This window comes from Acuticoccus yangtzensis (genome assembly GCF_001927245.1).
Lineage (GTDB): Bacteria > Pseudomonadota > Alphaproteobacteria > Rhizobiales > Amorphaceae > Acuticoccus > Acuticoccus yangtzensis.
Genome location: NZ_MJUX01000001.1, coordinates 979,063 through 1,001,195, shown reverse-complemented (window position 1 = coordinate 1,001,195; position 22,133 = coordinate 979,063). Strand labels below are relative to the sequence as shown.

20 protein-coding genes are annotated in these 22,133 nt (G+C 69.4%); 9 read left to right on the top strand and 11 right to left on the bottom strand.

Translation table 11 applies throughout. The features are described 5' to 3' along the window. Positions 1-7: 7 nt before the first annotated feature. Together BIX52_RS04415 and BIX52_RS04410 are read right to left on the bottom strand one after the other, a co-directional pair. On the bottom strand, positions 8-1,906 hold the full coding sequence (locus BIX52_RS04415) for an ABC-F family ATP-binding cassette domain-containing protein (protein WP_075219716.1): 1,899 nt from the start codon (positions 1,904-1,906) through the stop codon (positions 8-10). 86 nt (positions 1,907-1,992) lie between these two features. Next, complete coding sequence (locus tag BIX52_RS04410) at positions 1,993-2,496, bottom strand: DinB family protein (protein ID WP_075219715.1); 504 nt, start codon at positions 2,494-2,496, stop codon at positions 1,993-1,995. Positions 2,497-2,613: 117 nt separating this feature from the next. On the opposite strand from BIX52_RS04410, the gene ndk reads away from it, so the two are divergent. Beyond that, positions 2,614-3,036 (top strand): nucleoside-diphosphate kinase, encoded by a 423-nt coding sequence (gene ndk / locus BIX52_RS04405; protein ID WP_075219714.1) that lies wholly within the window; start codon positions 2,614-2,616, stop codon positions 3,034-3,036. Between the two features lie 210 nt (positions 3,037-3,246). Next, complete coding sequence (locus BIX52_RS04400) at positions 3,247-3,867, top strand: glutathione S-transferase family protein (protein ID WP_157956193.1); 621 nt, start codon at positions 3,247-3,249, stop codon at positions 3,865-3,867. A gap of 144 nt (positions 3,868-4,011) precedes the next feature. Here BIX52_RS04400 and BIX52_RS04395 read toward each other — a convergent pair whose 3' ends face one another. Next, positions 4,012-4,869, bottom strand: coding sequence for an HpcH/HpaI aldolase/citrate lyase family protein (locus BIX52_RS04395; protein ID WP_075220173.1), 858 nt, complete (start codon positions 4,867-4,869; stop codon positions 4,012-4,014). Positions 4,870-5,152: 283 nt separating this feature from the next. Between BIX52_RS04395 and BIX52_RS04390 the strand changes: the two genes are divergently transcribed. Continuing rightward, a complete protein-coding gene (locus tag BIX52_RS04390) occupies positions 5,153-5,719 on the top strand; it encodes a DUF4202 domain-containing protein (RefSeq protein ID WP_075219712.1) in 567 nt (188 codons plus the stop codon). Positions 5,720-5,781: 62 nt separating this feature from the next. Next, positions 5,782-6,666: a DUF1932 domain-containing protein gene (locus tag BIX52_RS04385; RefSeq protein WP_075219711.1), complete on the top strand. Its 885-nt coding sequence runs from the start codon at positions 5,782-5,784 to the stop codon at positions 6,664-6,666. Between the two features lie 755 nt (positions 6,667-7,421). Here the strand turns inward: BIX52_RS04385 and fdhF are convergent. From fdhF to BIX52_RS22750, 8 genes are all read right to left on the bottom strand, one after another. Further along, the gene (gene fdhF / locus BIX52_RS04380) at positions 7,422-10,226 is read right to left on the bottom strand and encodes a formate dehydrogenase subunit alpha (protein ID WP_075219710.1); all 2,805 of its coding nucleotides are present in this window, start codon (positions 10,224-10,226) and stop codon (positions 7,422-7,424) included. Continuing rightward, a complete protein-coding gene (locus tag BIX52_RS04375) occupies positions 10,223-11,929 on the bottom strand; it encodes an NAD(P)H-dependent oxidoreductase subunit E (RefSeq protein WP_075219709.1) in 1,707 nt (568 codons plus the stop codon). The genes fdhF and BIX52_RS04375 overlap by 4 nt, the downstream gene beginning before the upstream one ends. Positions 11,930-12,034: 105 nt before the next feature. Further along, a complete protein-coding gene (locus BIX52_RS04370) occupies positions 12,035-12,772 on the bottom strand; it encodes an ABC transporter ATP-binding protein (RefSeq protein WP_083660065.1) in 738 nt (245 codons plus the stop codon). Beyond that, the gene (locus tag BIX52_RS04365) at positions 12,772-13,467 is read right to left on the bottom strand and encodes an ABC transporter permease (RefSeq protein WP_075220172.1); all 696 of its coding nucleotides are present in this window, start codon (positions 13,465-13,467) and stop codon (positions 12,772-12,774) included. The genes BIX52_RS04370 and BIX52_RS04365 overlap by 1 nt, the downstream gene beginning before the upstream one ends. A gap of 108 nt (positions 13,468-13,575) precedes the next feature. After that, on the bottom strand, positions 13,576-14,589 hold the full coding sequence (locus BIX52_RS04360) for an ABC transporter substrate-binding protein (protein ID WP_075219708.1): 1,014 nt from the start codon (positions 14,587-14,589) through the stop codon (positions 13,576-13,578). Between the two features lie 151 nt (positions 14,590-14,740). After that, entirely contained in the window at positions 14,741-15,541 is an 801-nt protein-coding gene (locus BIX52_RS04355) for an ABC transporter permease (protein WP_075219707.1), read from the bottom strand. Continuing rightward, the gene (locus BIX52_RS04350) at positions 15,538-16,350 is read right to left on the bottom strand and encodes an ABC transporter ATP-binding protein (RefSeq protein WP_245803104.1); all 813 of its coding nucleotides are present in this window, start codon (positions 16,348-16,350) and stop codon (positions 15,538-15,540) included. The genes BIX52_RS04355 and BIX52_RS04350 overlap by 4 nt, the downstream gene beginning before the upstream one ends. Further along, positions 16,314-16,526 carry a hypothetical protein gene (locus BIX52_RS22750; RefSeq protein WP_075220169.1) on the bottom strand — a complete coding sequence of 71 codons (213 nt, stop codon included), beginning with the start codon at positions 16,524-16,526 and terminating at the stop codon, positions 16,314-16,316. The genes BIX52_RS04350 and BIX52_RS22750 overlap by 37 nt, the downstream gene beginning before the upstream one ends. 587 nt (positions 16,527-17,113) lie before the next feature. Between BIX52_RS22750 and BIX52_RS04340 the strand changes: the two genes are divergently transcribed. The 5 genes from BIX52_RS04340 (at position 17,114) to BIX52_RS04320 (ending at position 22,058) form a co-directional block, all read left to right on the top strand. Next, on the top strand, positions 17,114-18,349 hold the full coding sequence (locus BIX52_RS04340) for an ABC transporter substrate-binding protein (protein ID WP_075219706.1): 1,236 nt from the start codon (positions 17,114-17,116) through the stop codon (positions 18,347-18,349). Positions 18,350-18,494: 145 nt separating this feature from the next. Next, positions 18,495-19,466, top strand: a complete 972-nt coding sequence (locus BIX52_RS04335) for a YVTN family beta-propeller repeat protein (protein WP_075219705.1) — start codon at positions 18,495-18,497, stop codon at positions 19,464-19,466. A gap of 21 nt (positions 19,467-19,487) precedes the next feature. Beyond that, positions 19,488-19,913 carry a cupredoxin domain-containing protein gene (locus tag BIX52_RS04330; protein ID WP_075219704.1) on the top strand — a complete coding sequence of 142 codons (426 nt, stop codon included), beginning with the start codon at positions 19,488-19,490 and terminating at the stop codon, positions 19,911-19,913. A 4-nt stretch (positions 19,914-19,917) separates the two neighbouring features. After that, positions 19,918-20,529, top strand: coding sequence for a hypothetical protein (locus BIX52_RS04325; protein ID WP_075219703.1), 612 nt, complete (start codon positions 19,918-19,920; stop codon positions 20,527-20,529). 173 nt (positions 20,530-20,702) lie between these two features. Further along, positions 20,703-22,058 (top strand): glutamate--tRNA ligase, encoded by a 1,356-nt coding sequence (locus tag BIX52_RS04320; RefSeq protein ID WP_075219702.1) that lies wholly within the window; start codon positions 20,703-20,705, stop codon positions 22,056-22,058. The last annotated feature ends 75 nt before the right edge of the window (positions 22,059-22,133 follow it).

The following is a 22,133-nucleotide window of genomic DNA, read 5'->3' as shown; positions in this document are numbered from 1 at the left end:
GCGGGGCTCAGCCGGCGACGGCGGCCCCCGCCTCGGCCGCCTCGTAGGCTTCGGACGCTTCCAGCCACGCCTCCTCGGCGTCCTCGCGCGCCTTGGCCCAGCGGGCGCGCTCCTTGGAGAGCTCCGTCGCCTTGGCCGGGTCCTTGGTGTAGAGCGCCGGGTCTTCCAGCTTGGCGTCCAGCTTGGCGATCTCGGCCTCCGCCTTGGCGATGTCCTTCTCGGCCGCCTGCACCTTCTTGCGCAAGGGGGCCAGCGCCGCACGCGCCTCGGCCGCCTCGCGCCGCCGGTCCGCCGCGCTCACCTTGTCGGCCGGCTTCTCGTCCCCCGCCTTGCCCTTCTTGGCATTGCCCAGGATCAGCGCGCGATAGGCGTCCATGTCGTCGTCGAACGGCGCCACGGTGCCGTCCGCCACCAGCCACAGCCGGTCCACGCACGCCTCCACCAGATAGCGGTCGTGGCTGATGAGGATCACCGCGCCCTCGTAACCGTTGATCGCGTCGATGAGGGCGGTGCGCGAATCGATGTCGAGGTGGTTGGTCGGCTCGTCGAGGATCAGAAGGTTCGCCCCGTCCATCGTGGCGAGGCCGAGCAGCAGCTTCGCCCTCTCGCCGCCCGACAGGTCCTTGGCGGGCGTGTCCATTCGCTCCCCCGCGAGGCCCATCTGGGCGACCCGCGCGCGCACGTCCTTCTCGTCCTCCTCGAACTTCAGCCGCGCCTGGACGTGCTCGACCGGCGTTTCCTTCGGCCGCAGCTCGTCGAGCTGGTGCTGGGCGAAATAGGCGATCTTCATCCGGTCGGCGCGGATGACGCTGCCTTCCATCGGCTCCAGCCGGTCCGCCAGCATCTTGGCCAGCGTCGACTTGCCGTTGCCGTTGGCGCCCAGCAGCGCAATCCTGTCGTCCTCGTCGACGCGGATGTTCACACGCCGCAGCACCGACGTTCCGCCGTAGCCGAGCACCACGCGGTCCGCCGCGATGATCGGCGGCGACAGCGCGCGCTTCGGGTTCGGAATGCGGATCGGCGGCATCGTCTCGTCCAGGATCGGCTCGAGCGACTTCATCTTCTCGAGCTTCTTCACCCGGCTCTGGGCCTGCTTGGCCTTCGACGCCTTGGCGCGGAACCGGTCGATGAACGCCTGCAGGTGCTCCCGCTCGGCCGACTGCCGCTCGATCTGCCGCGCCTTCGCCTCGGCCCGCTCACGGCGCTGGCGCTCGAACTCCGAATAGTTGCCGCGGTAGGGAACGAGCTTGCCGCCGTCGACGTGGATGATCTGCCGCGCGACGGAGTCCAGCATGTCGCGGTCGTGGCTGATGACGACGACGGTGTGCGGGTAGCGCTGAAGATAGGTCTCCAGCCAGACCGTGCCTTCGAGGTCGAGATAGTTGGTCGGCTCGTCGAGCAGCAGGAGGTCCGGCTCCAGGAACAGGATCGCCGCCAGCGCCACGCGCATGCGCCAGCCGCCGGAAAAGGACGAGCAGGGCCGCGCCTGGGCCGCCGCGTCGAACCCGAGACCGGCCAGGATCGACGCCGCCCGCGCCTCGGCCGAATAGGCGTCGATGTCGGCGAGGCGGTTGTGGATCTCGCCGATGCGGTGGGCGTCGGTCGCGATCTCGGCCTCGGCCAAAAGGGCGGCGCGCTCGGTGTCGGCGGCCAGCACCGTCTCGATCAGCGAGTGCTCGGTCCCCGGCGCCTCCTGGGCAACGCGGCCGATGCGCTGCCCCTCGGCCAGCATGATGTCGCCGGATTCGGGCGACAGCTCGCCGCAGATGAGGTTGAACAGCGTGGTTTTGCCGCAGCCGTTGCGGCCGACCAGCCCCACCTTGGCGCCCGAAGGCACGGTGGCGTCGGCGCCTTCCAGAAGGGTGCGCCCGTCGATGCGGTAGGTGAGGTTGCGGATGGTCAGCATGGCGCGCCTTATCGCGCCCTCGTGCGCCTTGTGGCAAGGGCGCAGACGACCCGGCGCGCCACACCGTCCACCACCGCGCGGCAGAGTTAGGCGGCCGCCGCCTCGCGGGCGAAATAGATGAGATCCAACGCCGGTGCGGTCCCGGCCAGCCGCGTCAGCAGCGCGTGGACCTGGCCGCGGTGATGGGTCTGGTGGTTGAAGAAGTGGATCAGGGCCGGACCCATCGGCTCGGTCATCAGATCCGGCGTGGTGGCGCGGCGATAGCTGAAGGTGGAGGCCGCCTTCGCGTCGGTCATCGCCTCGGCGAAGGCGGCGATGTCCTCATCGAGCGCGGTGCGGATCGCGGTCAGTTCGGCAAGGTCGAGGCTCACTGTCGCGTCCAGCGGCGCCTCGGGGTAGGTCGCCGCGCCATGGAAGCGGTTCATCCAGATCCGGTCGGTGACGACGAGATGGTTCAAGGTGCCGATCACCGAGCCGAAGGCGGCGCCGCAATCGGCGGCGAGGTCCGCCGGGGGGAGCGCCGCCGCCGCCGCATAGACGCGGCGATTGGCCCACCGATTATAGCGCCCCAACAACGCATATCCGATCACGCCGTCGCTCCTGTTGCGGTTGCAGCGTCCGCCATCTTATAGCGGGCGCAACATGGCGTCGCGAGAGGCGCGGCGCACCACCACCCCAACCGCCACACGGCGATCAACGAGGACCTTATGGCCATCGAACGCACCTTTTCCATGATCAAGCCCGACGCCACCAAGCGCAACCTCACGGGCGCGATCACCAAGAAGCTGGAAGAGGCCGGTCTCTCCGTCGTCGCCTCCAAGCGCATCATGATGACGAAGGCTCAGGCCGAGTCCTTCTACGGCGTCCACAAAGAGCGCCCCTTCTTCAACGACCTCGTCGCCTTCATGACCTCCGGCCCGACCGTCGTTCAGGTGCTGGAAGGTGAGAACGCCGTCCTGAAGAACCGCGAAGTGATGGGCGCCACCAACCCGGCCAACGCCGAGCCCGGCACCATCCGCGCCGAGTTCGCCGAGTCGATCGAGGCCAACTCCGTGCACGGCTCCGACGCGCCGGAGACCGCCGCCGAAGAAATCGCCTTCTGGTTCGGCGGCAACGAGATCGTCGGCTAAAGCCCGACCGGCTTCAGCCGCTTCCGAGGAAAGGCCGCGCGGCATCCCGCGCGGCCTTTTTCGTCGGCTTTTCCATCGTGCCCTGTATTGTCGCGGCGTTGTCGATAGTGGTTAAACTCCGGCCGCCACGCTGCGGCGCGCACGATGGGCCCAAGACCCGGCACGCCATGACCGGACGCCCGCCCGCAGCGCATGAACGGGAGGACGTCGATGGCCGAAATGAAACTGGTAGGGCGCATGCTGTCGCCCTACGTGCGCCGCGTGGCGATCTGGTGCAACCTGCAGGGACGCCCGTTCGAGTCCGTTGCCGTCGCCGCCACCGATCCGGATCAGGTGGACCTGATGAAGACCTTCCACCCCGGACTGCGTGTTCCCGTTCTGGTGCTGGAGGACGGCACCAAGCTGATCGAAACCATGGCCATCTGCGACTGGCTCGACGATTCGATGCCGGACAAGCGTCTGGTCCCGGCCACCGGCCTTTCCCGGCGTGACTGTCTGCAGCGGATCGGCCTCGCCCATTCCACGGTCGAGAAGGTCGTGTCGCTGGTCTACGAGAAGAACCGGCGCCCGGAGGACCTGCATTGGAAGGACTGGCAGGCCCGTGTGATCACGCAGATCGGCGGCGGTCTCGCGGCCATGGACGAGGCTGCCCCGGCGGATGGCTTCTTCGGCGGCGCGGCGCCCGACGGCTCGGACGTCGCGACCGTGTGCGCCTACCACATGGCCAAGGTGACGAACCCGTTCCTGGTCGAGGGCAAGTATCCGAAGCTCGCCGCGCTGGCCGAGCGGGCGATGACGCTGCCGGCCGTCGCCGAGACCTTCCCCGGCTGAGCCCCGGCACATGGCGGGGCCATCGCCCCGCCGACCGGCAAGGCCGCTGACCGCAAGGCCGCCGACCGGACGGCCGGCGATCGAAGGGCCGCCGACCGCAAGCCCCGCGAGCCACGACGCGGCGGCCGGTGAGGGGGCGGGGCCTCAGCCCTCGCCCGCGCGCGCCAGCAGCGCCTGGGCGTTCACCAGGTGCGGCCGGTCCACCATCTTGCCGTCCAGCGCGACGACACCGGCCCCCGGCGCCGCCGCGAAGGCCTCGACGATGCGCCGCGCCGCCGCCACCGCCTCCGCCGACGGGGTGAACGCCTCGTTGATCACCGCGACCTGCGCCGGGTGAATGGCGAGCTTGCCGAGAAATCCGTCCGCCGCCGCCTCGCGCGCCTCCGCGGCGAGACCTTCGGCGTCGCGGAAATCGGTGTAGACGGAATCGATCGGCAGCACCCCGGCCGCCTTCGCCCCGGCGAGGCACAGCGTGCGGGCGAGCGCGAACGGGTCGGTGATCCGCCCCGCCTCATTGCGTGTGCGCGACACGCCGAGCGCGGCGGAAAGGTCCTCCAAGCCCCACGTCATCGCCGCCAGCCGCGGCCCGGAGGTGCGGTAGGTGCCGAGCCCGAACATCGCCTGCGCCGTCTCGGTGGCGATGGCGAGCACCTGCGTCGCGCCCTCGACGATCCCGTTCTCCGCCTCCAACACGCTGAGCTTTGCGGCGAGGTGGGCGACGTCCGCCCCCGTCTCGCTCTTCGGCAGGACGATCATGGACGGGCGGGCGGCCATCACCGCGGACAGATCCTCGTCCACTATGCCGGTGTCGAGCGCGTTGACGCGCACCGCCACGTAACCGGGCGCGTTCGCCGCCGCCTCGGCGACGAGCCCGCGCGCCGCCGCCTTGCGGTCCATCGACACCGAGTCCTCGAGGTCGAGGATGACGACGTCGGCGCCCGAATCGTAGGCCTTGCCGAGCTTCTTCTCCGAATCGCCGGGGACGAACAGGAAGGAGCGCATCAGCGGCAAGACCGCGCTGGCGTCCGCCGGGTGGCCTGTGGCTCGGTCATCGTCTCCCCCTCGTCCTTTCGCGGCGTGTGGTCCGGCCGCTGTCGTTGGCGCGGGGCCGAGCTAACCGCGCTGCGGCGCCCGCCGTCAATCGACCGGCGTGCGGGGGCGGGGTGGATCCGCCCGCGTGCGCCCCTGTGGCCGATCGCGAGCAGATGAGGCAGGATGACGGGGCGTCGTCGCGCCGGTGCGGGGGCGGGCATGCCATGGGGTCCCTCAAGCCGATGATCCGCCAATGACAACACGCTTCGAAACGGTGATCGCCGCCATCGACGCCGCCAACGCCGCCGACCCGAACCTCGACGAGGCCACCGGCCGCCCGGCCGCGCTGCTTTACGGCGAACGCATGTCGCAGGAGTTGGTGCGCATCGCCCCCGACGCGCCCGAAACGGTGCGCATCGCCGCGCGGGGCCAGCACATCGAGCGGTGGACGAGCGAGCGGGAGTCCTACCCCGAGGGGCGTGCCGGCTATCTCGCCTGGCGCACCGATCTCGCCAAGTTCCACGCCACGCGGGTGAGCGGGCTGATGGCCGACGCCGGCTATGGCGAGGCCGAGCGCGCCGAGGTGGAGAGCCTCCTTCGCAAGGAAGGCATCAAGCGCAATCCGCACATGCAGCTTCTCGAAGACATCATCTGCTTCGTGTTCGTTCGCCATTATTTCGCGCCCTTCGCGGCGAAACATGCCGACGAGGACGTGCTGCGGATCCTCACCAAGACCGCGCGCAAGATGTCGCCGGAGGCACGGGCGCGGATGGCGAAGGAGTTCGATTTGCCCGCGCATCTGGCCCCTGCTTTGGCGTGACGGGTGTGGCGGCCTCGCGGGGGCGGGCAGCCGCGTGACGGGCGGACCGGAGAGGATGGACGATGACGGGTGAGAGCGGCGTGACGGTCGGCCTGGTGGGGGCGGGCGAGATGGGAGCCGCGGTGGGCGCGGCTCTGCTGGCGGCGGGACACCGCGTTCTGACCGATCTGTCCGCCCGCAGCGGCGAGACGCGCACCCGCGCCATCGAGGCCGGGTTGATCGACCGCCCTCTGGCCGGCATCGCTGCGGAAGCGGCGATCATCTTCTCCATCGTGCCGCCTTCGGTCGCGGAGGCGACCGGCGCGGCGGTGGCCGAGGCCGCCGGGGCCGCCGGTGACACCCGGCTGATCTTCGTGGAGGCCAACGCGATCTCGCCGGACCTGTCGCGGGCGATCGCGGCCGGGTTCGGCCCCTCGGTCAGCGTGGTCGACGGCGGGATCATCGGCATGCCCCCTGTCGGCGATGCGCGGCCGCGTCTCTACCTTTCGGGACCGCGTCCGGCGGGGCTGGTGGAGGTGGCCTCCAGCGCCTTCGACGTGCGCCACCTCGGCGCCGACTATGGCGCCGCCTCGGCGATGAAGATGGTCTACGCCTCCGTCACCAAGGGGTTCAACGCGCTCTTGACCGGCGCCTTCGTGCTGGCCGAGCGGCTGGACCTCGGCGATGCCTTCGCTGACGAGATGGCCGCCTCACAGGCGCAGCATTTCCGCCGTGCGGAGACGATGGTCGCGGCGCTTCCCGCCGACGCCGGCCGCTGGGTGCGAGAGATGGAGGAGATCCGCGACACCTACGAGGCGGCGGACCTGCCGGGAGGGTTCAATCAGGCGGCGGCGGACATCTACCGGCTGCTCGATTCCTCACCCTACGGCACCGAGACGCGCCGCACCCGCGACCGCCGCCGCACCCTACGCGCCACCGTCGCCACTCTGGCCGCACAGGTGAAATAGGCGGCGCCGCACGGCCGACGGGATTCCACGAGGCGGGCGATTGCCCCGCTGCGATAGGGCGAGGCGGTCCGACTTATCGAGCGACCGGCGGCCCGGCCCGGCTCCGGTCGGGCAGGCCGGTCGGTTTGGCGGGCGACCGGCGACCAATTTGCAAGACGGACCCGCTTATCGGGCGACCGGCGACCGCGCCCCCTCGATCGGGGCACACGGCTTCGCGTATCTAGCCACCTGTGGCCCGGCCCACTGCGATCAGGCGAGGCGGTCCGACTCCTCGGTTCACCTTCGGCCCGGCCCGCTGAAGTCGGGCGGGATGGTCCGCCTTACCTGTTGACCGGCCTCCTGTGATCGGGCGGGTGGTCCGGCTGACCGCCGGCCGAGGATAGGACAGGGCGGTCTGGCTTACCGGGCGACCAGAGTCCGGTCTGCTGATCGCGCAGTGCGTTCTGGCTTACCCGGCGACCGTCAGCCCCCCACTGCGAACGGGCTGCTCGGTCCGGCTTGTCGGTTGAGCGGCGGCCCAGTGTGATGGGGCAGGCGGTCCGGTTTGTCTGGCGACCGGCGGCCTGCCGGTGCAATCGGGTCGAGCGGACCCGATTACCATACAATTGGCGGCCCCTGATGCGATCGGGCCACTCGGTTCCGCGTGCCGCGCGACCCATGGCCCCACCCGCTGCGAACGGCTACGCGGTCCGGCTCCGCTTGGAGCGCTTCGGCCGGGCCGACTCGGTCCGGACCACTGCGCGCTGCGGCGCGGCCTACTGCGTGGCGGTGACGCGGGCGGCGCAGAACTTGAACTCGGGGATCTTGCCGATCGGGTCGAGCTTCGGGTTCGTCAGGAAATTGGCAGGGGCCTCGGTGAAGCAGAAGGGGATGAAGATCATCCCCTTCGTCACGTCGCGGTCGGCGCGCAGGGTGAGGCTGACGGCGCCGCGCCGCGTCTCCACCCGCACCGTCTGCCCCGCCTTCAGGCCCTTCTCGCCGATGTCGCGCGGGTGCATCGCCACGATCGCCTCGGGCTCTTGCGCCTCCAGCGCGGCGGAGCGGCGGGTCATCGCCCCGGTGTGCCAGTGCTCCAGAAGACGGCCCGTGGTCAGCACCAACGGGAACTCCTCGTCGGGCATCTCGTCCGGCGGCACGAGCTCGGTCGGCACCACCTTGGCGCGGCCCGTCGCGGTGGGGAAGGCCTCGCGGAAGATGATGTCGGCGCCCGGTTCGTCCGGCCCGGCGGACGGGTAGGTGACCGCGTCCTCCCGCTCGATCCGCTCCCAGGTGATGTTGTCCAGCGAGGGCATGTGGCTCGCCATCTCGGCATAGACCTCGTCGACCCCGCCATAGCGCCAGTCGAGCCCGACGCCGTTGGCGAGCGACACGATGAGCTCCCAATCCTGCCGCGCCTCGCCGGGGGGCGCGATCGCGGCGCGGTTCATCTGCACCTGGCGGTTGGTGTTGGTGGTGGTGCCCACCTTCTCGGCCTGGGCGGAGGCGGGGAAGATCACGTCCGCGAACCACGCCGTCTCGGTGAGGAAGATGTCCTGCACGACGAGGTGATCGAGAGCGGCGAGGGCGGCTCTGGCGTGGTGCTGGTCGGGGTCCGACATGGCCGGATTCTCGCCCATCACGTACATGCCGGTGATGTCGCCGTTGCCGATGGCGTCCATGATCTCGACCACGGTGAGGCCGCGCACCGGGTCCAGCGGGCGGCCCCAGGCGTCCTCATAGTGGGCGCGCACGTCGGGATCCTCGGCGGACTTGTAGTCCGGATAGAGCATCGGGATGAGCCCGGCGTCCGACGCGCCCTGCACGTTGTTCTGGCCGCGCAGGGGGTGCAGCCCCGTCCCCGGCCGGCCGACATGGCCGGTGATGAGGGCGAGCGCGATGAGACCGCGCGAATTGTCCGTCCCATGGACGTGCTGGCTGATCCCCATGCCCCAGAAGATGATCGATCGCTCGGCCGTCGCATAGGTACGGGCGACGTCGCGGATCGTCTCGGCCGGGACGCCGCAGATCTCGGCCATCGCCTCGGGGGTGAATTCGCGCACCTTCTCGGCCAGCGCCTCGTAACCGTCCACGTTGGCCTGAATATATTGCCGGTCGACGAGGTCTTCGGTGACGATGACGTTCAGCATCGCGTTCAGCAGCGCCACGTCGCGCCCCGGCTTGAAGATCACCGGGTGGGACGCATAGCGCATCAGGTTCTGATGGCGCGGGTCCATGACGATGAGCTTTGCGCCCCGCTTGGCGGCGGCCTTGAAGAAGGAGGCGGCGACGGGGTGGTTCTGGTTCGGCCGCGCGCCGATGACGATGATGCAGTCCGCGTCCTCCACCGCGGTGAAGGGGGCCGAGACCGCGCCGGAGCCGACGCCTTCCATCAACGCCGCGACGGACGAGGCGTGGCACAGGCGCGTGCAGTGGTCGACGTTGTTGGTGCCGAAGCCCTGGCGGATGAGCTTCTGGAAGAGGTAGGCCTCCTCGTTGGTGCCCTTGGCCGAGCCGAAACCGCACAGGGATGCGCCGCCGCGCGTGTCCATGATCGCGCGGAAGCCGGATGCGGCGCGCTCCAGCGCCTCCTCCCACGTCGCCTCGCGGAAGACCGAGGGGATGTCGGCGAAAGTCATCGTCGCGTCGGCGGACTTGGGCGCGTCGTCCCGGCGGATGAGGGGCTTCGTCAACCGCTCGGGCGACAGCACATAGTCGAACCCGAAGCGCCCTTTGACGCAGAGGCGGTTGTGGTTGGCGGGTCCGTCGCGCCCGTCCACCTTGATGATGCGGTCGTCCTTCACCGAAATCTTCGTCTGGCAGCCGACGCCGCAGAAGGGGCAGACGCTGTCCACGGTGCGGTCTGCGACGACGGCGCGGCGGGTCGCGGTCTCGTCCAGCGTCGTGCGTTCGCGCAGCGCGCCGGTGGGGCAGGCCTGCACGCACTCGCCGCACGCGACGCAGGTGGAGAGGCCCATGGGATCGGCCGAATCGAACGCCGGAAGCGCCTCCATGCCGCGCGCCATCATGCCGATGACGTCGTTGGACTGGACGTCCACGCACGCCCGTTCGCACAGATTGCAGGCGATGCACGCGTCGAGATTGACCGCGATCGACGGGTGGGAATTGTCGCGGAAGATGCTCTCCACCGGGATCGCCTGTCCGGCGCCGGGGCGGGCGGAGGGAAAGCGCCTCTGGTCGCCGACCTCGGTGAGCGCGGCCATCTGCCAGAAAGCGGCGTCGGGGTCGGGGCTCTCCTCGCGGGCGGGCATGTCGGAGGCGAGGAGCTCGAACACCAGGGCGCGGTTCTTCTCCACGCGCGGCCCCGTGGTGGCGACCTTCATCCCCTCGGACGGGCGCCGCACGCACGACGCGGTGAGGGTGCGCTCGCCCTCCACCTCCACCATGCAGGCGCGGCAGTTGCCGTCAGGCGTATAGCCCGGCTCCGGACGGTGGCACAGGTGGGGGATGCGCTTGCCGAGCCGCAGCGCGACGTCCCAGATGGATTCGCCCGGCAGCGCGTCGACGCTCTCCCCGTCAAGAGTGAACGAGACGGTGCGAAGATCCGGTGTCGGCGCGTTCATTTCACGTCCTCCGGGAAGTGCTGCAGGAGATGGGCGACGCAGTTGGACGCCGCTTGGCCGAGACCGCATATGGAGCTGTCGCGCATCACCGTCATCAGGTCGGCGGCAAGGTCGTGGTCGAGGTCGCCGTGCTCCATCAGCCGCACCATCTTGTCGGTGCCGGAGCGGCAGGGGGTGCACTGGCCGCAGCTCTCGTGGCGGAAGAAGCGCATCGTGTTGAGCGCGGCGTCGTGGATGGAGTCCGCGTCCGACAGAATGACGACGGCGTGGCTGCCGATGAAGCCCGAGTGGGGCTCGAAGGTGCCGAAATCCATGGCGAGATCGGCCATGGACGCGGGAAAGATGCCGCCCGAGGCGCCGCCCGGAAGGAAGGCCTTGAAGGTGTGCCCCTCGGCCATGCCGCCGCAATAATCCTCGATCAGGCGGATCAGCGGGATCCCCGCGGGGGCGAGCTTCACCCCCGGCTCCTTCACGCGGCCGGAGACGGAGAAGGAGCGCATGCCGGCGTGCTTCTCGTCCCAGCCCATCTTGGCGAAGGCTTCGGCGCCGTCCTGAAGGATGGTCGGCACCCACAGCAGCGTTTCGATGTTGTGGTTCAGCGTCGGGCGGCCGAAGAGGCCCACCTCGGCGATGTAGGGCGGGCGGTGGCGGGGCAGGCCGCGCTTACCCTCGATGGACTCGATCATCGCCGACTCTTCGCCGCAGATGTAGGCGCCCGCGCCGCGGCGAAGCTCGATCGGCACGTGGGTGAGGCCGGCGCGGTCCAGCGCCGCGATCTCGCGCCTCAGGATCTCGAGCACGCCCTGATATTCGTCGCGCATGTAGAGATAGATGCGCTCCGCCTCGACGATCTTGGCGGCGATCAGCGCGCCTTCCAGCATCAGATGCGGGCGCCGCTCCAGCCAATGGCGGTCTTTAAAGGTGCCGGGCTCGCCCTCGTCGCCGTTGATGGTCATCAGGCGGGGGCCGGGATAGGAGCGCACGAAGCCCCATTTGCGGCCCGCCGGAAAGCCCGCACCGCCGAGCCCGCGTAGCTTCGCGTCGGACATGATTCGAATGGCGTCGTCGGCGCTGATCTCGCCCGACAGGATCTTGGCGAGCGTGCCGTAACCACCCTCGGCGCGGTAGGCGTCCAGCGTCTCGTAGGCGGCGATGTCCGGCGTGCGGGGGCCGCCGAGCGCCTCGGTCAAGCTTTCCACGGTGGCGTTGTCGATCGCGCGGCGGGCGACCTGGGCGGCGGGGGCGGCATCGCACCGGCCGATGCACGGCACCTTCACGATGCGCACCTTGCCGGGGTCGGTCGCCGCCTCCATCGCCGCGGCCAGCGCGTCCGCCCCGGCCATGTGGCAGGACAGGCTCTCGCAGATGCGCACCGTGAGCGGGGCCGGCGGCATCTGCCCCTCCTTCACGATGTCGAAGTGGTGGTAAAAGCTCGCCACGGCGTGAACCTCGGCCTGGGCGAGGCGGAAGATCTCGGCGAGCGCGGCGATGTGGCGGGCGTGGATATAGCCGATGCGGTCCTGCACCACGTGCAGCGCTTCGATCAGCATGTCGCGCCGGATGGGCATGGGTCGCAGGATGGCGCGCACGTCGTCGACGGTCGATTCCTCGACCTGCCGGCCCTTGGGGGCGCCAGGATTACGCGACTGAGGCGCCGAACGCGGGCCACGCGCCGACGGTCGGTCAGATGAACGAAGATCCATGTCCGCCACTTAGCTTAACTATAAGGGGCCTGAAGTCCCAGTCTCCAGCCCCCGGCCCCTCGTTGTCGTTGAAATGTCGGGGCCAAACAAGGGCGCGAGACGAGGTTAGAGCGCGACTATGGTCGGATAAAGCGCGGCCAGTTCCTGGGAGAATCGGGTTGTAGATTCAGCATCTCGCTCATTTCGTGCGAGCGTAACTTCCACCACGTCGACCACTCTTGCAGGCCGCTGGCTCAGGAGGATGATGTGGTCCGAAAGCTGGACCGCCTCACGCACGTTGTGGGTGACCATGAGAATGGTCACACGATACCGCGCCCAGAGGTTCAGCAACAACTGGCGAAGGTGCTGCGCGCTGGATTCGTCCAGCGACACGAAGGGTTCGTCCAGAAACAAAATGTCGGGCCTGACCGCGAAGGCCCGCGCAAGTGCGGCCCGCCGCGCCTGGCCCAGCGACAACTGCGACGGATAGCGTTCGCCGAGCCCATCGAGGCCGACGTCCGCCAGAGCCTCGGCCACCCGCGCCGCGCGCTCCGCCCCCGGCGGCAGCGCCAACGCGACATTCTGCGCCACCGTGCGCCACGGCAAGAGGCGCGGCTCCTGGAAGGCGACGGCGATCCGCGCGTCGCCGAAGCGCGCGTCGATGGCGCCGTCATAGGCGGTGTCGAGGCCGGTGAGGATGCGCAAGGTGGTGGTCTTGCCGCAGCCGGACGGGCCGATCACCGACGTGAAGGCGCGTTCCGGCAGCGTGAAGGCGAGCCCTTCGATCACCGGGACCGGCGATCCGTCCGCCCCGCGGTGGGCCTTGGTGCGGATGTCGACGCGGTAGCCGTCCCGCTCCAGCATCACCGCGCCCCTCCGCGCCAGCGGCTCGCCCGCCGCTCCCACGGCTGCAGCACGGCGAACTCCACCACCAGCATCACCGCCACGAAGGCGAGCGTGTAGCCGAGGATCGCACGCACGTCGAAAAGCTGGAAATAAAGGTGGATCTGGAAGCCGACGCCGTTGGACCGGCCGAGCAGCTCCACCACCAGAACGATCTTCCAGATCAGCGCGATGCCGGACCGCGCGGCGGCGGCGATATAGGGCTGCAACTGCGGCAGCATCACCTCGGTCAGCATCTGCCGGCGTGAGAAGCGGTAGATGCGCGCCATCTCGGTGAGCTGCGGGTCCATCGCCCGCGCCCCCTCGCGGATCGTCACGGTCACGTTGGGGATCTTGTTGATCGCCACCGCCATGATCGCCGCCGTCTCCGTCAGCCCGATCCAGATATAGGCGAGCACGATGACGATGAGGGCGGGCGCGTTGAGGAGCAGGATCAGCCACGGCTCGCCGATGGTGTTGGCAAGGCGCGAGCGGCCCATCAGGAGCCCCGCCGCCGTGCCGATGGTCATGGCGATGACGAAGGCGGCCGCCACCCGCGCCAGGGTGATGCCGAGCTCGGCGGGAAGTTCGCCGGACGCCGTCTCGCGCACGATGAACGCGAAGACCGCGGCGGGGCTGGGGCACAGGCGCGGCCCCATCCACCAGGTGCCGAGCATCCACACCGCGAAGAAGGCGGCGACGGACAGCGCCCCGGCGAGGGTGCGCGCCGGGACGATCCGGCGCGGTGCCGTGCGCGGCGGCGCGAGGGAAGAGGTGTCCGCCACCTAGTTCCCGGCCTTCAGGCCGTGCCAGAAGGTGCCGGGCGCCATCTCCTTGGCCGGTCCGACCAGATCCTCGCCCCCGGCCTTCGCGAGATAGAGGTAGACGGCAGCGGTGTCGGCCTCCTCCTGGGCGACGTCCGCGGCCGGGATTCCCTCGCGCCAATGGGTCTTCAGCGCGGCGAACACGGCGTCGTTCTCCGCCTTCATGTCCTCGCGCAGGGCGTCCCATGCGGCGTCGTCGGTGGCGAGGTGCGCCTTGGCGGCGGCGGAGGCGGCGACGAAACCCGCCGCGAGGTCCGGGTTCTCATCGGCCCACGTCTCGTTGAAGAGGTAGCCGATGGCCGACAGCTTGCCTGTCGCCCCCAATGCCTCGGCCGCGTCCTGCGCGGAGACGACCTCGCAATAATCCTCCGTCTCCAGCCGCGCGTTATAGTGCCAGTAGTTCAGCGCCGCATCGAGCTCGCCCTGGCGCAGCTTCTCGGCCAGAAGCGGCGGCGCGCCGAACACCTGGCGCGTCTCGGCCTTGAGGTCGAAGCCGTGCTCTCCTTCGGCGAGGCCCTGCAGCATCAGCCAGCTCTTGTCGAGCGGACCGCCCGCGACGCCGATCGTCTTGCCCTTGAGGTCGGCGATGGACGAATAGCCGGCGTCGCACCGCGCCATCAGCCCGCCCATGGAGGTGGAATAGGGCACGAAGGCGAGCGGCTCGCCCATCGCCCGCTGGCGCGAGGCGTAGAGCCAGTCGCCGGTGGAAATGTCGACGTCACCCGACAACAGCGCGACCTGTGTGGCGTTGCCGCTGGCGAAGGGCACGATCTCCAGCGTGAATCCGTTGGCCGTGTCGAAGCCTTCCGCCTTGATGGTGCTCGCCTCCCAGTTCACCGTACCGAACTGCAGGAGGGCGAGGCGCACGGCGGGCAGGTTCTGCGCCGCGGCGGCCGTGACCCCGGCCGCGGACAGACTGAAGGCCGCCGCGACGGCAGCGGCGAGCGCGATCATGGATCGGCTGAACCCGTTCATGTCTCTCTCCCCATGGCGCTTTTGCGCCTCAACATTCGCGGCGCTTGTGCGCCTTATCGTTCGGCGCGTCCGCGCCCTGTCATTCGGCGCATCTGCGCTCTTCGTCGGGCGCGTGTGCGCCGTCATCACCCAGCGCCGCGCCTTTCGCCGGTCAGTCTGCCCCACGTCCGCGCAGACGCAAGCTCTTGGACGGGTCGTAGCCCCAAAGCCCCAGCGCCAGGAACACCGCGAGCACCGCCGCGACGATCCCCGCGGCCATCCAATCGGCCTGTCCGTAGAGCGCGAAACGGACCAGCTCGACCGCATGGGTGAACGGGTTGGCCGACGAGATCTGCCACAAAATGACGCTGGACTCGCGCATCCTCCACAACGGGTAGAGCGCGGAGGACAGGAAGAAGGACGGGAAGATGACGAAGTTCATCACCCCCGCAAAATTCTCCAACTGCCGCACCGTGGAGGACAAGAACATGCCGACGGCGCCCAGCATCATGCCACTGAGGACGAGCGCCGGGAACACCGCGACATAGCCCTCCCAGCGGAAGGTGATGCCGAACAGCGCCGCGATGGCGAGGAAGGCGTAGACCTGGACGATGGAGACGATCACCCCCGCCATCAGCTTGGCCGACAGCAGGAAAGCGCGCGGCAGCGGCGTCGTCATCAGGACGCGCATGGACCCCATCTCGCGATCGTAGACCATCGAGAGAGAGGACTGCATCCCGTTGAAGAGCTGGATCATGCCGATCAGCCCCGGCACGATGTAGACGTCGTAGGTGATATAGGTCTGGTACGGCGGCTGGATGGCGACGCCGAGCACCGCGCGGAAGCCCGCCGCGAAGACGATGAGCCACACCAAAGGCCGCACCAAGGCGGCGATGAAGCGGCCGCGCTGCTGCACGAAGCGCAGCAGCTCGCGGTGGACGATGCCGAGCCCGGCACGCACGTAAGCGCTCATGCCATCCCCTCGCGCGCGTTGAGGGTGGGCGCCCCCGCCGTCTCGACCCCCGTCAGCCGGGTGAAGGCACCGGCGAGGTCGTCCGCCCCCGTCTCGGCGACGATGTCCCCGGCGCGGCCCTTCGCCAGCACCGCGCCGGCGCCCAGCACCACGAGATCGTCGTCCGGCCACACCTCGTCGATGAGGTGGGTGGACCACAGGACGGCGATGCCCCGCTCGCGCGCCAGAGCGTGAACGTGGCGGCAGATGCGCCCGCGCGCCTCGACGTCGAGGCCGACGGTGGGCTCGTCCAGCAGGAGGATCGAGGGCTGGTGGAGGAGGGCGCGCGCCAGCTCCACCCGCCTGCGGTGGCCGCCGTTCAGCGCCCGCACCGGCTCGCGCGCCCGCTCGGCCATGTCGAGCCGGGTCAGCTCGTCGGCGATGCGCGCCTTCGCCTCGGCCCGCGACAGGCCGCGCAAGGCCGCGAAATAGGTCAGGTTCTGGCGAACCGAGAGGTCCAGATCGAGCGTCGGCTGCTGGAAGACGAGGCCGAGCGGTGCCAGCGCGGCGGCCCCTGCGGTGATCTCCACGCCCTCGATGCGAATGCGCCCCGTCTGCAGCGCCAACAGGCGGGTGAGCAGCCCGAACAGGGTGGTCTTTCCGGCCCCGTTGGGACCGAGCAGGGCAGTGAACCGCCCCGGCTCGATGGTGAAGGAGACGTCCGACAACGCGGCCTTGCGCCCATAGGAATGGTTGAGGTTCTGGACCTCGAGCGCCGGTCTCGCGCCTTGGATCAGGCGTCTTGTTCGTTCACGTTCGGATAGCTGCACTTCCAGCTCTTGATTTTATATTGCGGGTGGTCGCCCGCCCATTTGGCCAGATACGGCATCGCACGCATGGTGCACGTCGTCGTCGTCACCTGTTCCATGAACGAGAAACGCTCCTCACTGCAAATCGCCGGGTTCGAATTGAGACAGACAGCAACAACGAGTTGGATGATTGGCATCTTCGGTTCCTCTGCACTGAACTAAAGTCGTGGTTGACGCCCTCCAGCTGCAAAGGAAGTGCCCGCCGCATGGTCTGACGACCATTTAATGCTACGAACGGTTGCAGGTCTGCCATGCAGCCTGCGACACCCTGCCACTTTTCAGCGGCTTATGAGCCTTTGCCCAGCCTTCACCAGTGTTCGGGCCTAACCTTGCCCGAACCTGTATGACTGTTATCTCACCGTCCTCCTTGCACCAGCAATTCGGCGCGGCGTGCAGATGTTCCCACAGAAACGCCCTGTCCCGATCCGTCCGTCTGCCGCTCCTTTCATCATGACCGCCCAACGGGCGAGGGGAGAGACCACGCCCTCCCGATGTTGCAACTCCTGCGCGACATGGGCAGGGCGCGGCCGCCCTCGTGAGGCAATTGCCCGCACCCGGTGCCCGCTCTTCCCGTCGCGCCTCGCTCTAACCCCTTCAGGAATAGACTGAATAATGATCGAGGCATCTAGACAATGGTCTCGATTCTTTAAGTGTTGACACACAGTCTAGTTTGCGTTGGGCTGGTCGTGCCGTAGACCGCGGCCTGTATAACGATAAGAAACCTATGGGTGGGACCGTGAGGAGCCGCTTTGCCGCGCTCGCCTTGGCGTGCGCTCTGGTCGCGCCGTATGCGCTCGGCGCCGTTATATCGGCCGCCGTCAGCACGGCCGCGAACGCTGCCGAGCCGGTGACGATCGCCATCGGCTACCTGATACCCGAACGGCGCGAGTTGACCCTGTCCCTCATGGACCGCCCCGCCGCCGACCTCGGCGCAGCGGGCGCCGCCCTCGCGATCGACGACAACAACACCACCGGCCGCTTCACCGGCCAGTCCTACGAACTCCTGACCGAGACCGCCGCCACACCCGAAGAGGCCGCCGCCGCGGTCGACCGCCTCGCCGCCGCCGGCGCCCATTGGGTCATCGCCGACATGCCGGGCGAGGCGCTGGTCACCCTCGCCGCCGCGGCCGACGCCAAGGGCATGCTGGTCTTCAACGTCGGCGCCAGGGACGACGCGCTGCGCACCGAGACGTGCCTTGCCAACGTCGTCCACATCGTCCCCAGCCGAGCGATGCTGGCCGACGCTCTGGCGCAATATCTCGCCTGGAAGAAGTGGACCCGCTGGTTCCTCGTCGCCGGCTCCCACCCGGAGGACATCGCCTTCGCGGACGCCATCCGCCGCGCCGCAGCCCGCTTCGGCGCCCGCATCGTCGAGGACCGCACCTTCGAGGACACCGGCGGCGCGCGCACCACCGATTCCGGCCACGTGCAGGTGCAACGCCGCCTGCCGGTCTTCCTGCAGGACGCGCCCGAGCACGACATCGTCGTGGTGGCCGACGAGAACGAGGTTTTCGGCACCCATGTGCCCTATCACACCTGGACCCCGCGGCCCGTTGCGGGAAGCGCCGGCCTGATGCCGACCGCCTGGAGCCCGGTGCACGAGCAGTGGGGCGGCATCCAGCTCCAGAACCGCTTCCTGGACAAGGTGGGGCGGCGCATGGAGGAGGAGGACATGCTCGCCTGGATGGCGGTGCGCAGCGTGGGCGAGGCCGCCACCCGCGCCGCGTCGGGCGACCCGGAAACGATCGACGACTATCTTCTCGGCCCCGACTTCTCCCTCGCCGCCTTCAAGGGCGAGGCGCTGACTTTGCGCTCCTGGAACCGCCAGTTGCGCCAGCCCATCCTGCTCGCCGACGGCAAGAGCGTCGTCTCCGTGTCGCCGCAGGAAGGCTTCCTTCACCCGTCCTCGTTCCTCGACACGCTGGGTTATGACCGTGCCGAGAGCGCCTGCGATTTCTGACGGCCGGCCCGTCGCCACGCCAAACCGTCGGCGCGGGTAGACCCCGCCGGCCCACCGGCGCACCCGACCGGGGCGCCTTCGACCCACGGCCTTCAAGGGCGCGTCACGACGCCCAGGGCCACGCCGCTCACCTGGGAGGAGCACCATGCGCGCGATCCTGTGTGCCGCCAGTCTTCTGGCGCTCACCGCCTCGGCCGGACAGGCCATGGCCTATACGATCTTCGTCTCCAACGAGAAGGGCAACTCCGTCTCGGTGATCGATTCTGAGACCATGGAGGTGACCGACACCATCGACGTCGGCCAGCGCCCGCGCGGCATCACCGTGGCGGAGGAGGGCACCCACCTCCTCGTCGCCGTCGGTGACGACGACACCGTCGAGGTCTACGACACCAAGACCCACGAGCGCCTCTATACGCTCCCCTCGGGGCCCGATCCCGAGCTCTTCGTCCTCCACCCTGACGGCAACCACCTCTACATCGCCAACGAGGACGACAATCTCGTCACCGTCGTCGATCTCAAGAGCCGCTCCATGGTGAGCGAAATCCCGGTCGGCGTGGAGCCGGAGGGGATGGGCGTCTCGCCGGACGGCAAGTTCATCGTCAACACCTCGGAGACGACGAACATGGCCCACTTCATCGATACGGAGAGCCACGAGATCGTCGGCAACGTCCTTGTGGACCAGCGCCCGCGCTTCGCCGAATTCAAGGCGGACGGCTCCGAGGTCTGGGTCTCGTCCGAAATCGGCGGCTCGGTGAGTATCATCGACCCGATCAAGCACGAGGTGACGCACAAGATCACCTTCGAGGTGCCCGGCCTCAGGCCCGAAGCGATCCAGCCCGTCGGCGTGCGCATCACCAAGGACGGCAGCACCGCCTTCGTGGCGCTCGGCCCCGCCAACCGCGTCGCCGTGGTGGACGCTGCCACCTACGAGGTGACCGACTATCTCCTCGTCGGCCAGCGCGTCTGGCAGCTCGGCTTCTCGCCTGACGAGGACATGATCTTCGCAACCAACGGCGTCTCCAACGACGTCTCCGTCATCGACGTCGCCGCGCGCGAGGTCGTCAACACCATCCCCGTGGGTGAATTCCCCTGGGGCGTCGTCACGCTCGCCGACTAACCATAACAAGAAAGAGACGTCATGACCTTGCGCATCACTGCCGCCGCCCTCGCCCTCGGCGCCTTCGTCGCCGGCCCCGCCTTCGGCCAGGCCGGTCTCCTCACCGGCGGGGCGGAGGACCTGCCGCCGCTGAAACTCTCCGTCGGCCAGCCGCTGGCCGAGGCGCCCTACGAGCTGAAGGCGGGCAAATTCTACGAACTCGTCATCCAGTCCGACGGCTCGGGCGAGATGGCGCTGGAGGGCCCGGAATTCTTCCGCAACGTGTGGATCAACGAGATCGTCATCAACGATATCGAGATCCGCCCGCTCGGCGTCTCCTCCTTCGAATTCGACGACGAGGGCGAGATCGAGATGGACTTCATCCCCATCCGCCCCGGCCGCTTCGTGCTGCGCATTCCCGGCACCACCGGGGAGAGCCAGCAGGCCATCTTCAACGTGACGGACTGAGCCGATGCGCGGGGTCCGGCTCGCCGCGGGCGCGCTCTGTGCCGTCCTGGCCGTCTCCCCGGTCCTCGCCGCCGAGGGTGACGGGGACTGGCCCTGCGTTCAGCGCAAGGTGCCATCGCTGACGCCCGCCGCGGTGTGGACGGGCCCGGTGTTCGACGAAACCGCCGACTGGCGCGCCGACGACGAGGTGGCCGCGATGGTGAGCCGCCTGTCCCAGCGCCGCCTGCCGGTGGAGGAGGCGGCGGCGGAGATCGAGACCTTCGCCGCCGGTCTCGGCGCCGACGAGGGCGAGCGCCTCACGCTCCTCTTCGCGGGCCTGTTCCAGACGATGAATGCCGAGCGCAGCCAGATCATCGACGGCATAGAGCGCTACGCCCGGCGCCAGCGCCAGGTGGCCGCGCAGGTGCGGCAGATGGCGGCGGACTTCGGCGCCCTGCGGCGCGACGGGGCGGCGGATGCCGAGGCGATCGCCGAGGCGCAGACCGCATTGGAATGGCAGACGCGCATCTTCAACGAGCGGCGCGCCTCTCTGCCCTACGTGTGCGAGGTGCCGCGCTTCGTCGAGCAGCGCCTCTTCGCCCTCGGCCGCACCATCGCGCGGGAGCTGCCGCAGTAGACGGGCGCGCCGGGAGCTCCGGCGAGCCCGTCCGCGGCCGCGCGGGGTGTGGGCGAGGGGCCCGTGGGCGAGGGGCGTGGACGATCGCGGCGCGGACGGTTAGGACGCTGAGGCCCCGCCGACAGCGCAGGGGCCGCCCGCCACGCCACCCGTGCGACCAAGCCAGGACCCTGATGCCCGAGATCGTCCGCTTCGCCCCGTCCCCAACCGGCGAGATCCACATCGGCAACGCGCGCACCGCGCTCTACAACTACGCCGTCGCCCTCACCACCGGCGGCAGCTTCATCCTTCGCTACGACGACACCGACACCGAACGCTCCGAGCAGCGTTATGCGGAGGCGATCGCGGCGGACCTCGCATGGCTGGGCATCGTTCCGGCGCGGGTCGAGCGGCAGTCGGACCGCATCCCGCTTTACGACGCGGCGGCGGCGCGGCTGAAGGCGGCGGGCCTCCTCTACGCCTGCTACGAGACGCCGGACGAGCTGGAGCGCAAACGCGCCCTGCAGCGGGCGCGTGGCCGTCCGCCGGTCTACGACCGCGCCGGCCTGGCGCTGACCGACGCCGAACGCGCCGCTTTCGAGGCGGAGGGGCGCCGCCCGCACTGGCGCTTCCGCCTGCCGGACGGGCAGCGCACCTGGGACGACCGCTGCCGGGGCGAGCAGCGGGTGAACCTCGACGCCGTGTCCGACCCCGTTCTGGTGCGCGCGGACGGCAGCTACCTCTACACCTTCACCTCGGTGGTGGACGATCTCGACATGGGCGTGACCCTCGTCGTGCGCGGCGAGGATCACATCACCAACACCGGCGTGCAGCTTGCCCTGTTCGAGGCGCTGGGCGGTGCGGCGCCCGCCTTCGGCCACCACAATCTTCTCACCCGCGCCGATGGGGAGCCGCTCTCCAAGCGCGACAATCCGCTGTCGCTGACCCGTCTGCGCGCGGCCTCCATCGAGCCGATGGCGGTCGCCTCGCTGGCGGTTTTGACCGGAACGTCGAACCCGGTGGAGCCGGTGGCGGACCTCGGCGCGCTCGCCGCCCGCGCCGACCTTTCGGCGATCTCCCGGAGCCCCGCCACCTTCGACCCGGCCGACGTGGAGCGGCTGAACGCGGCGCTGCTGCACGAGATGCCCTTCGCCGCGGTGGCCGACTGGCTGGCGGAGACTTGCGGCGTGACGGATCCCGCGGTGTGGGAGGCGCTGCGCGGCAATCTCTCCGTGCGCACCGACATTCTGCCCTGGGTGGCGATCCTGCGCGATGGCCCGGCGGTGGTGCCGGTCGGCCCGTCCGACCGGCCGGTGCTTCAGGCCGCGCGCGATGCTCTCCCGCCCGAGCCGTGGGACGAGGCCACCTTCAAGGCGTGGACCGGCGCGGTGAAGACGGCGACAGGGGCGAAGGGCAAGGCGCTCTTCATGCCGCTGCGTCTGGCGTTGACGGGGGAGGCGAGCGGGCCGGAGCTGGCGCCGATCCTGCGCCTCCTCGGCCGGGCGGAGGCGGACCGGAGACTCGGCGCGGCGCTGTCGCAGATCGACTGACCGGCCGGCGCGCGCATGACGCTACGGGACGAACGAAGAAGAGCCGGGCGCTGAGTGCCCGGCTCTTCTTCGTCG

Coding starts and splice junctions, on each gene's coding strand:
- BIX52_RS04385 (WP_075219711.1), top strand. CDS start 5,782: ATGACGGGTGAGAGCGGCGTGACGGTCGGCCTGGTGGGGGCGGGCGAG.
- BIX52_RS04370 (WP_083660065.1), bottom strand. CDS start 12,772: ATGCTGGAGCGGGACGGCTACCGCGTCGACATCCGCACCAAGGCCCAC.
- BIX52_RS04390 (WP_075219712.1), top strand. CDS start 5,153: ATGACAACACGCTTCGAAACGGTGATCGCCGCCATCGACGCCGCCAAC.
- BIX52_RS04365 (WP_075220172.1), bottom strand. CDS start 13,467: ATGCTCGGCACCTGGTGGATGGGGCCGCGCCTGTGCCCCAGCCCCGCC.
- BIX52_RS04335 (WP_075219705.1), top strand. CDS start 18,495: ATGCGCGCGATCCTGTGTGCCGCCAGTCTTCTGGCGCTCACCGCCTCG.
- BIX52_RS04395 (WP_075220173.1), bottom strand. CDS start 4,869: ATGCGCTCCTTCCTGTTCGTCCCCGGCGATTCGGAGAAGAAGCTCGGC.
- BIX52_RS04320 (WP_075219702.1), top strand. CDS start 20,703: ATGCCCGAGATCGTCCGCTTCGCCCCGTCCCCAACCGGCGAGATCCAC.
- ndk (WP_075219714.1), top strand. CDS start 2,614: ATGGCCATCGAACGCACCTTTTCCATGATCAAGCCCGACGCCACCAAG.
- BIX52_RS04330 (WP_075219704.1), top strand. CDS start 19,488: ATGACCTTGCGCATCACTGCCGCCGCCCTCGCCCTCGGCGCCTTCGTC.
- BIX52_RS04340 (WP_075219706.1), top strand. CDS start 17,114: ATGGGTGGGACCGTGAGGAGCCGCTTTGCCGCGCTCGCCTTGGCGTGC.
- BIX52_RS04375 (WP_075219709.1), bottom strand. CDS start 11,929: ATGGATCTTCGTTCATCTGACCGACCGTCGGCGCGTGGCCCGCGTTCG.
- BIX52_RS04325 (WP_075219703.1), top strand. CDS start 19,918: ATGCGCGGGGTCCGGCTCGCCGCGGGCGCGCTCTGTGCCGTCCTGGCC.
- BIX52_RS04415 (WP_075219716.1), bottom strand. CDS start 1,906: ATGCTGACCATCCGCAACCTCACCTACCGCATCGACGGGCGCACCCTT.
- BIX52_RS04355 (WP_075219707.1), bottom strand. CDS start 15,541: ATGAGCGCTTACGTGCGTGCCGGGCTCGGCATCGTCCACCGCGAGCTG.
- BIX52_RS22750 (WP_075220169.1), bottom strand. CDS start 16,526: ATGCCAATCATCCAACTCGTTGTTGCTGTCTGTCTCAATTCGAACCCG.
- BIX52_RS04400 (WP_157956193.1), top strand. CDS start 3,247: ATGGCCGAAATGAAACTGGTAGGGCGCATGCTGTCGCCCTACGTGCGC.
- fdhF (WP_075219710.1), bottom strand. CDS start 10,226: ATGAACGCGCCGACACCGGATCTTCGCACCGTCTCGTTCACTCTTGAC.
- BIX52_RS04360 (WP_075219708.1), bottom strand. CDS start 14,589: ATGAACGGGTTCAGCCGATCCATGATCGCGCTCGCCGCTGCCGTCGCG.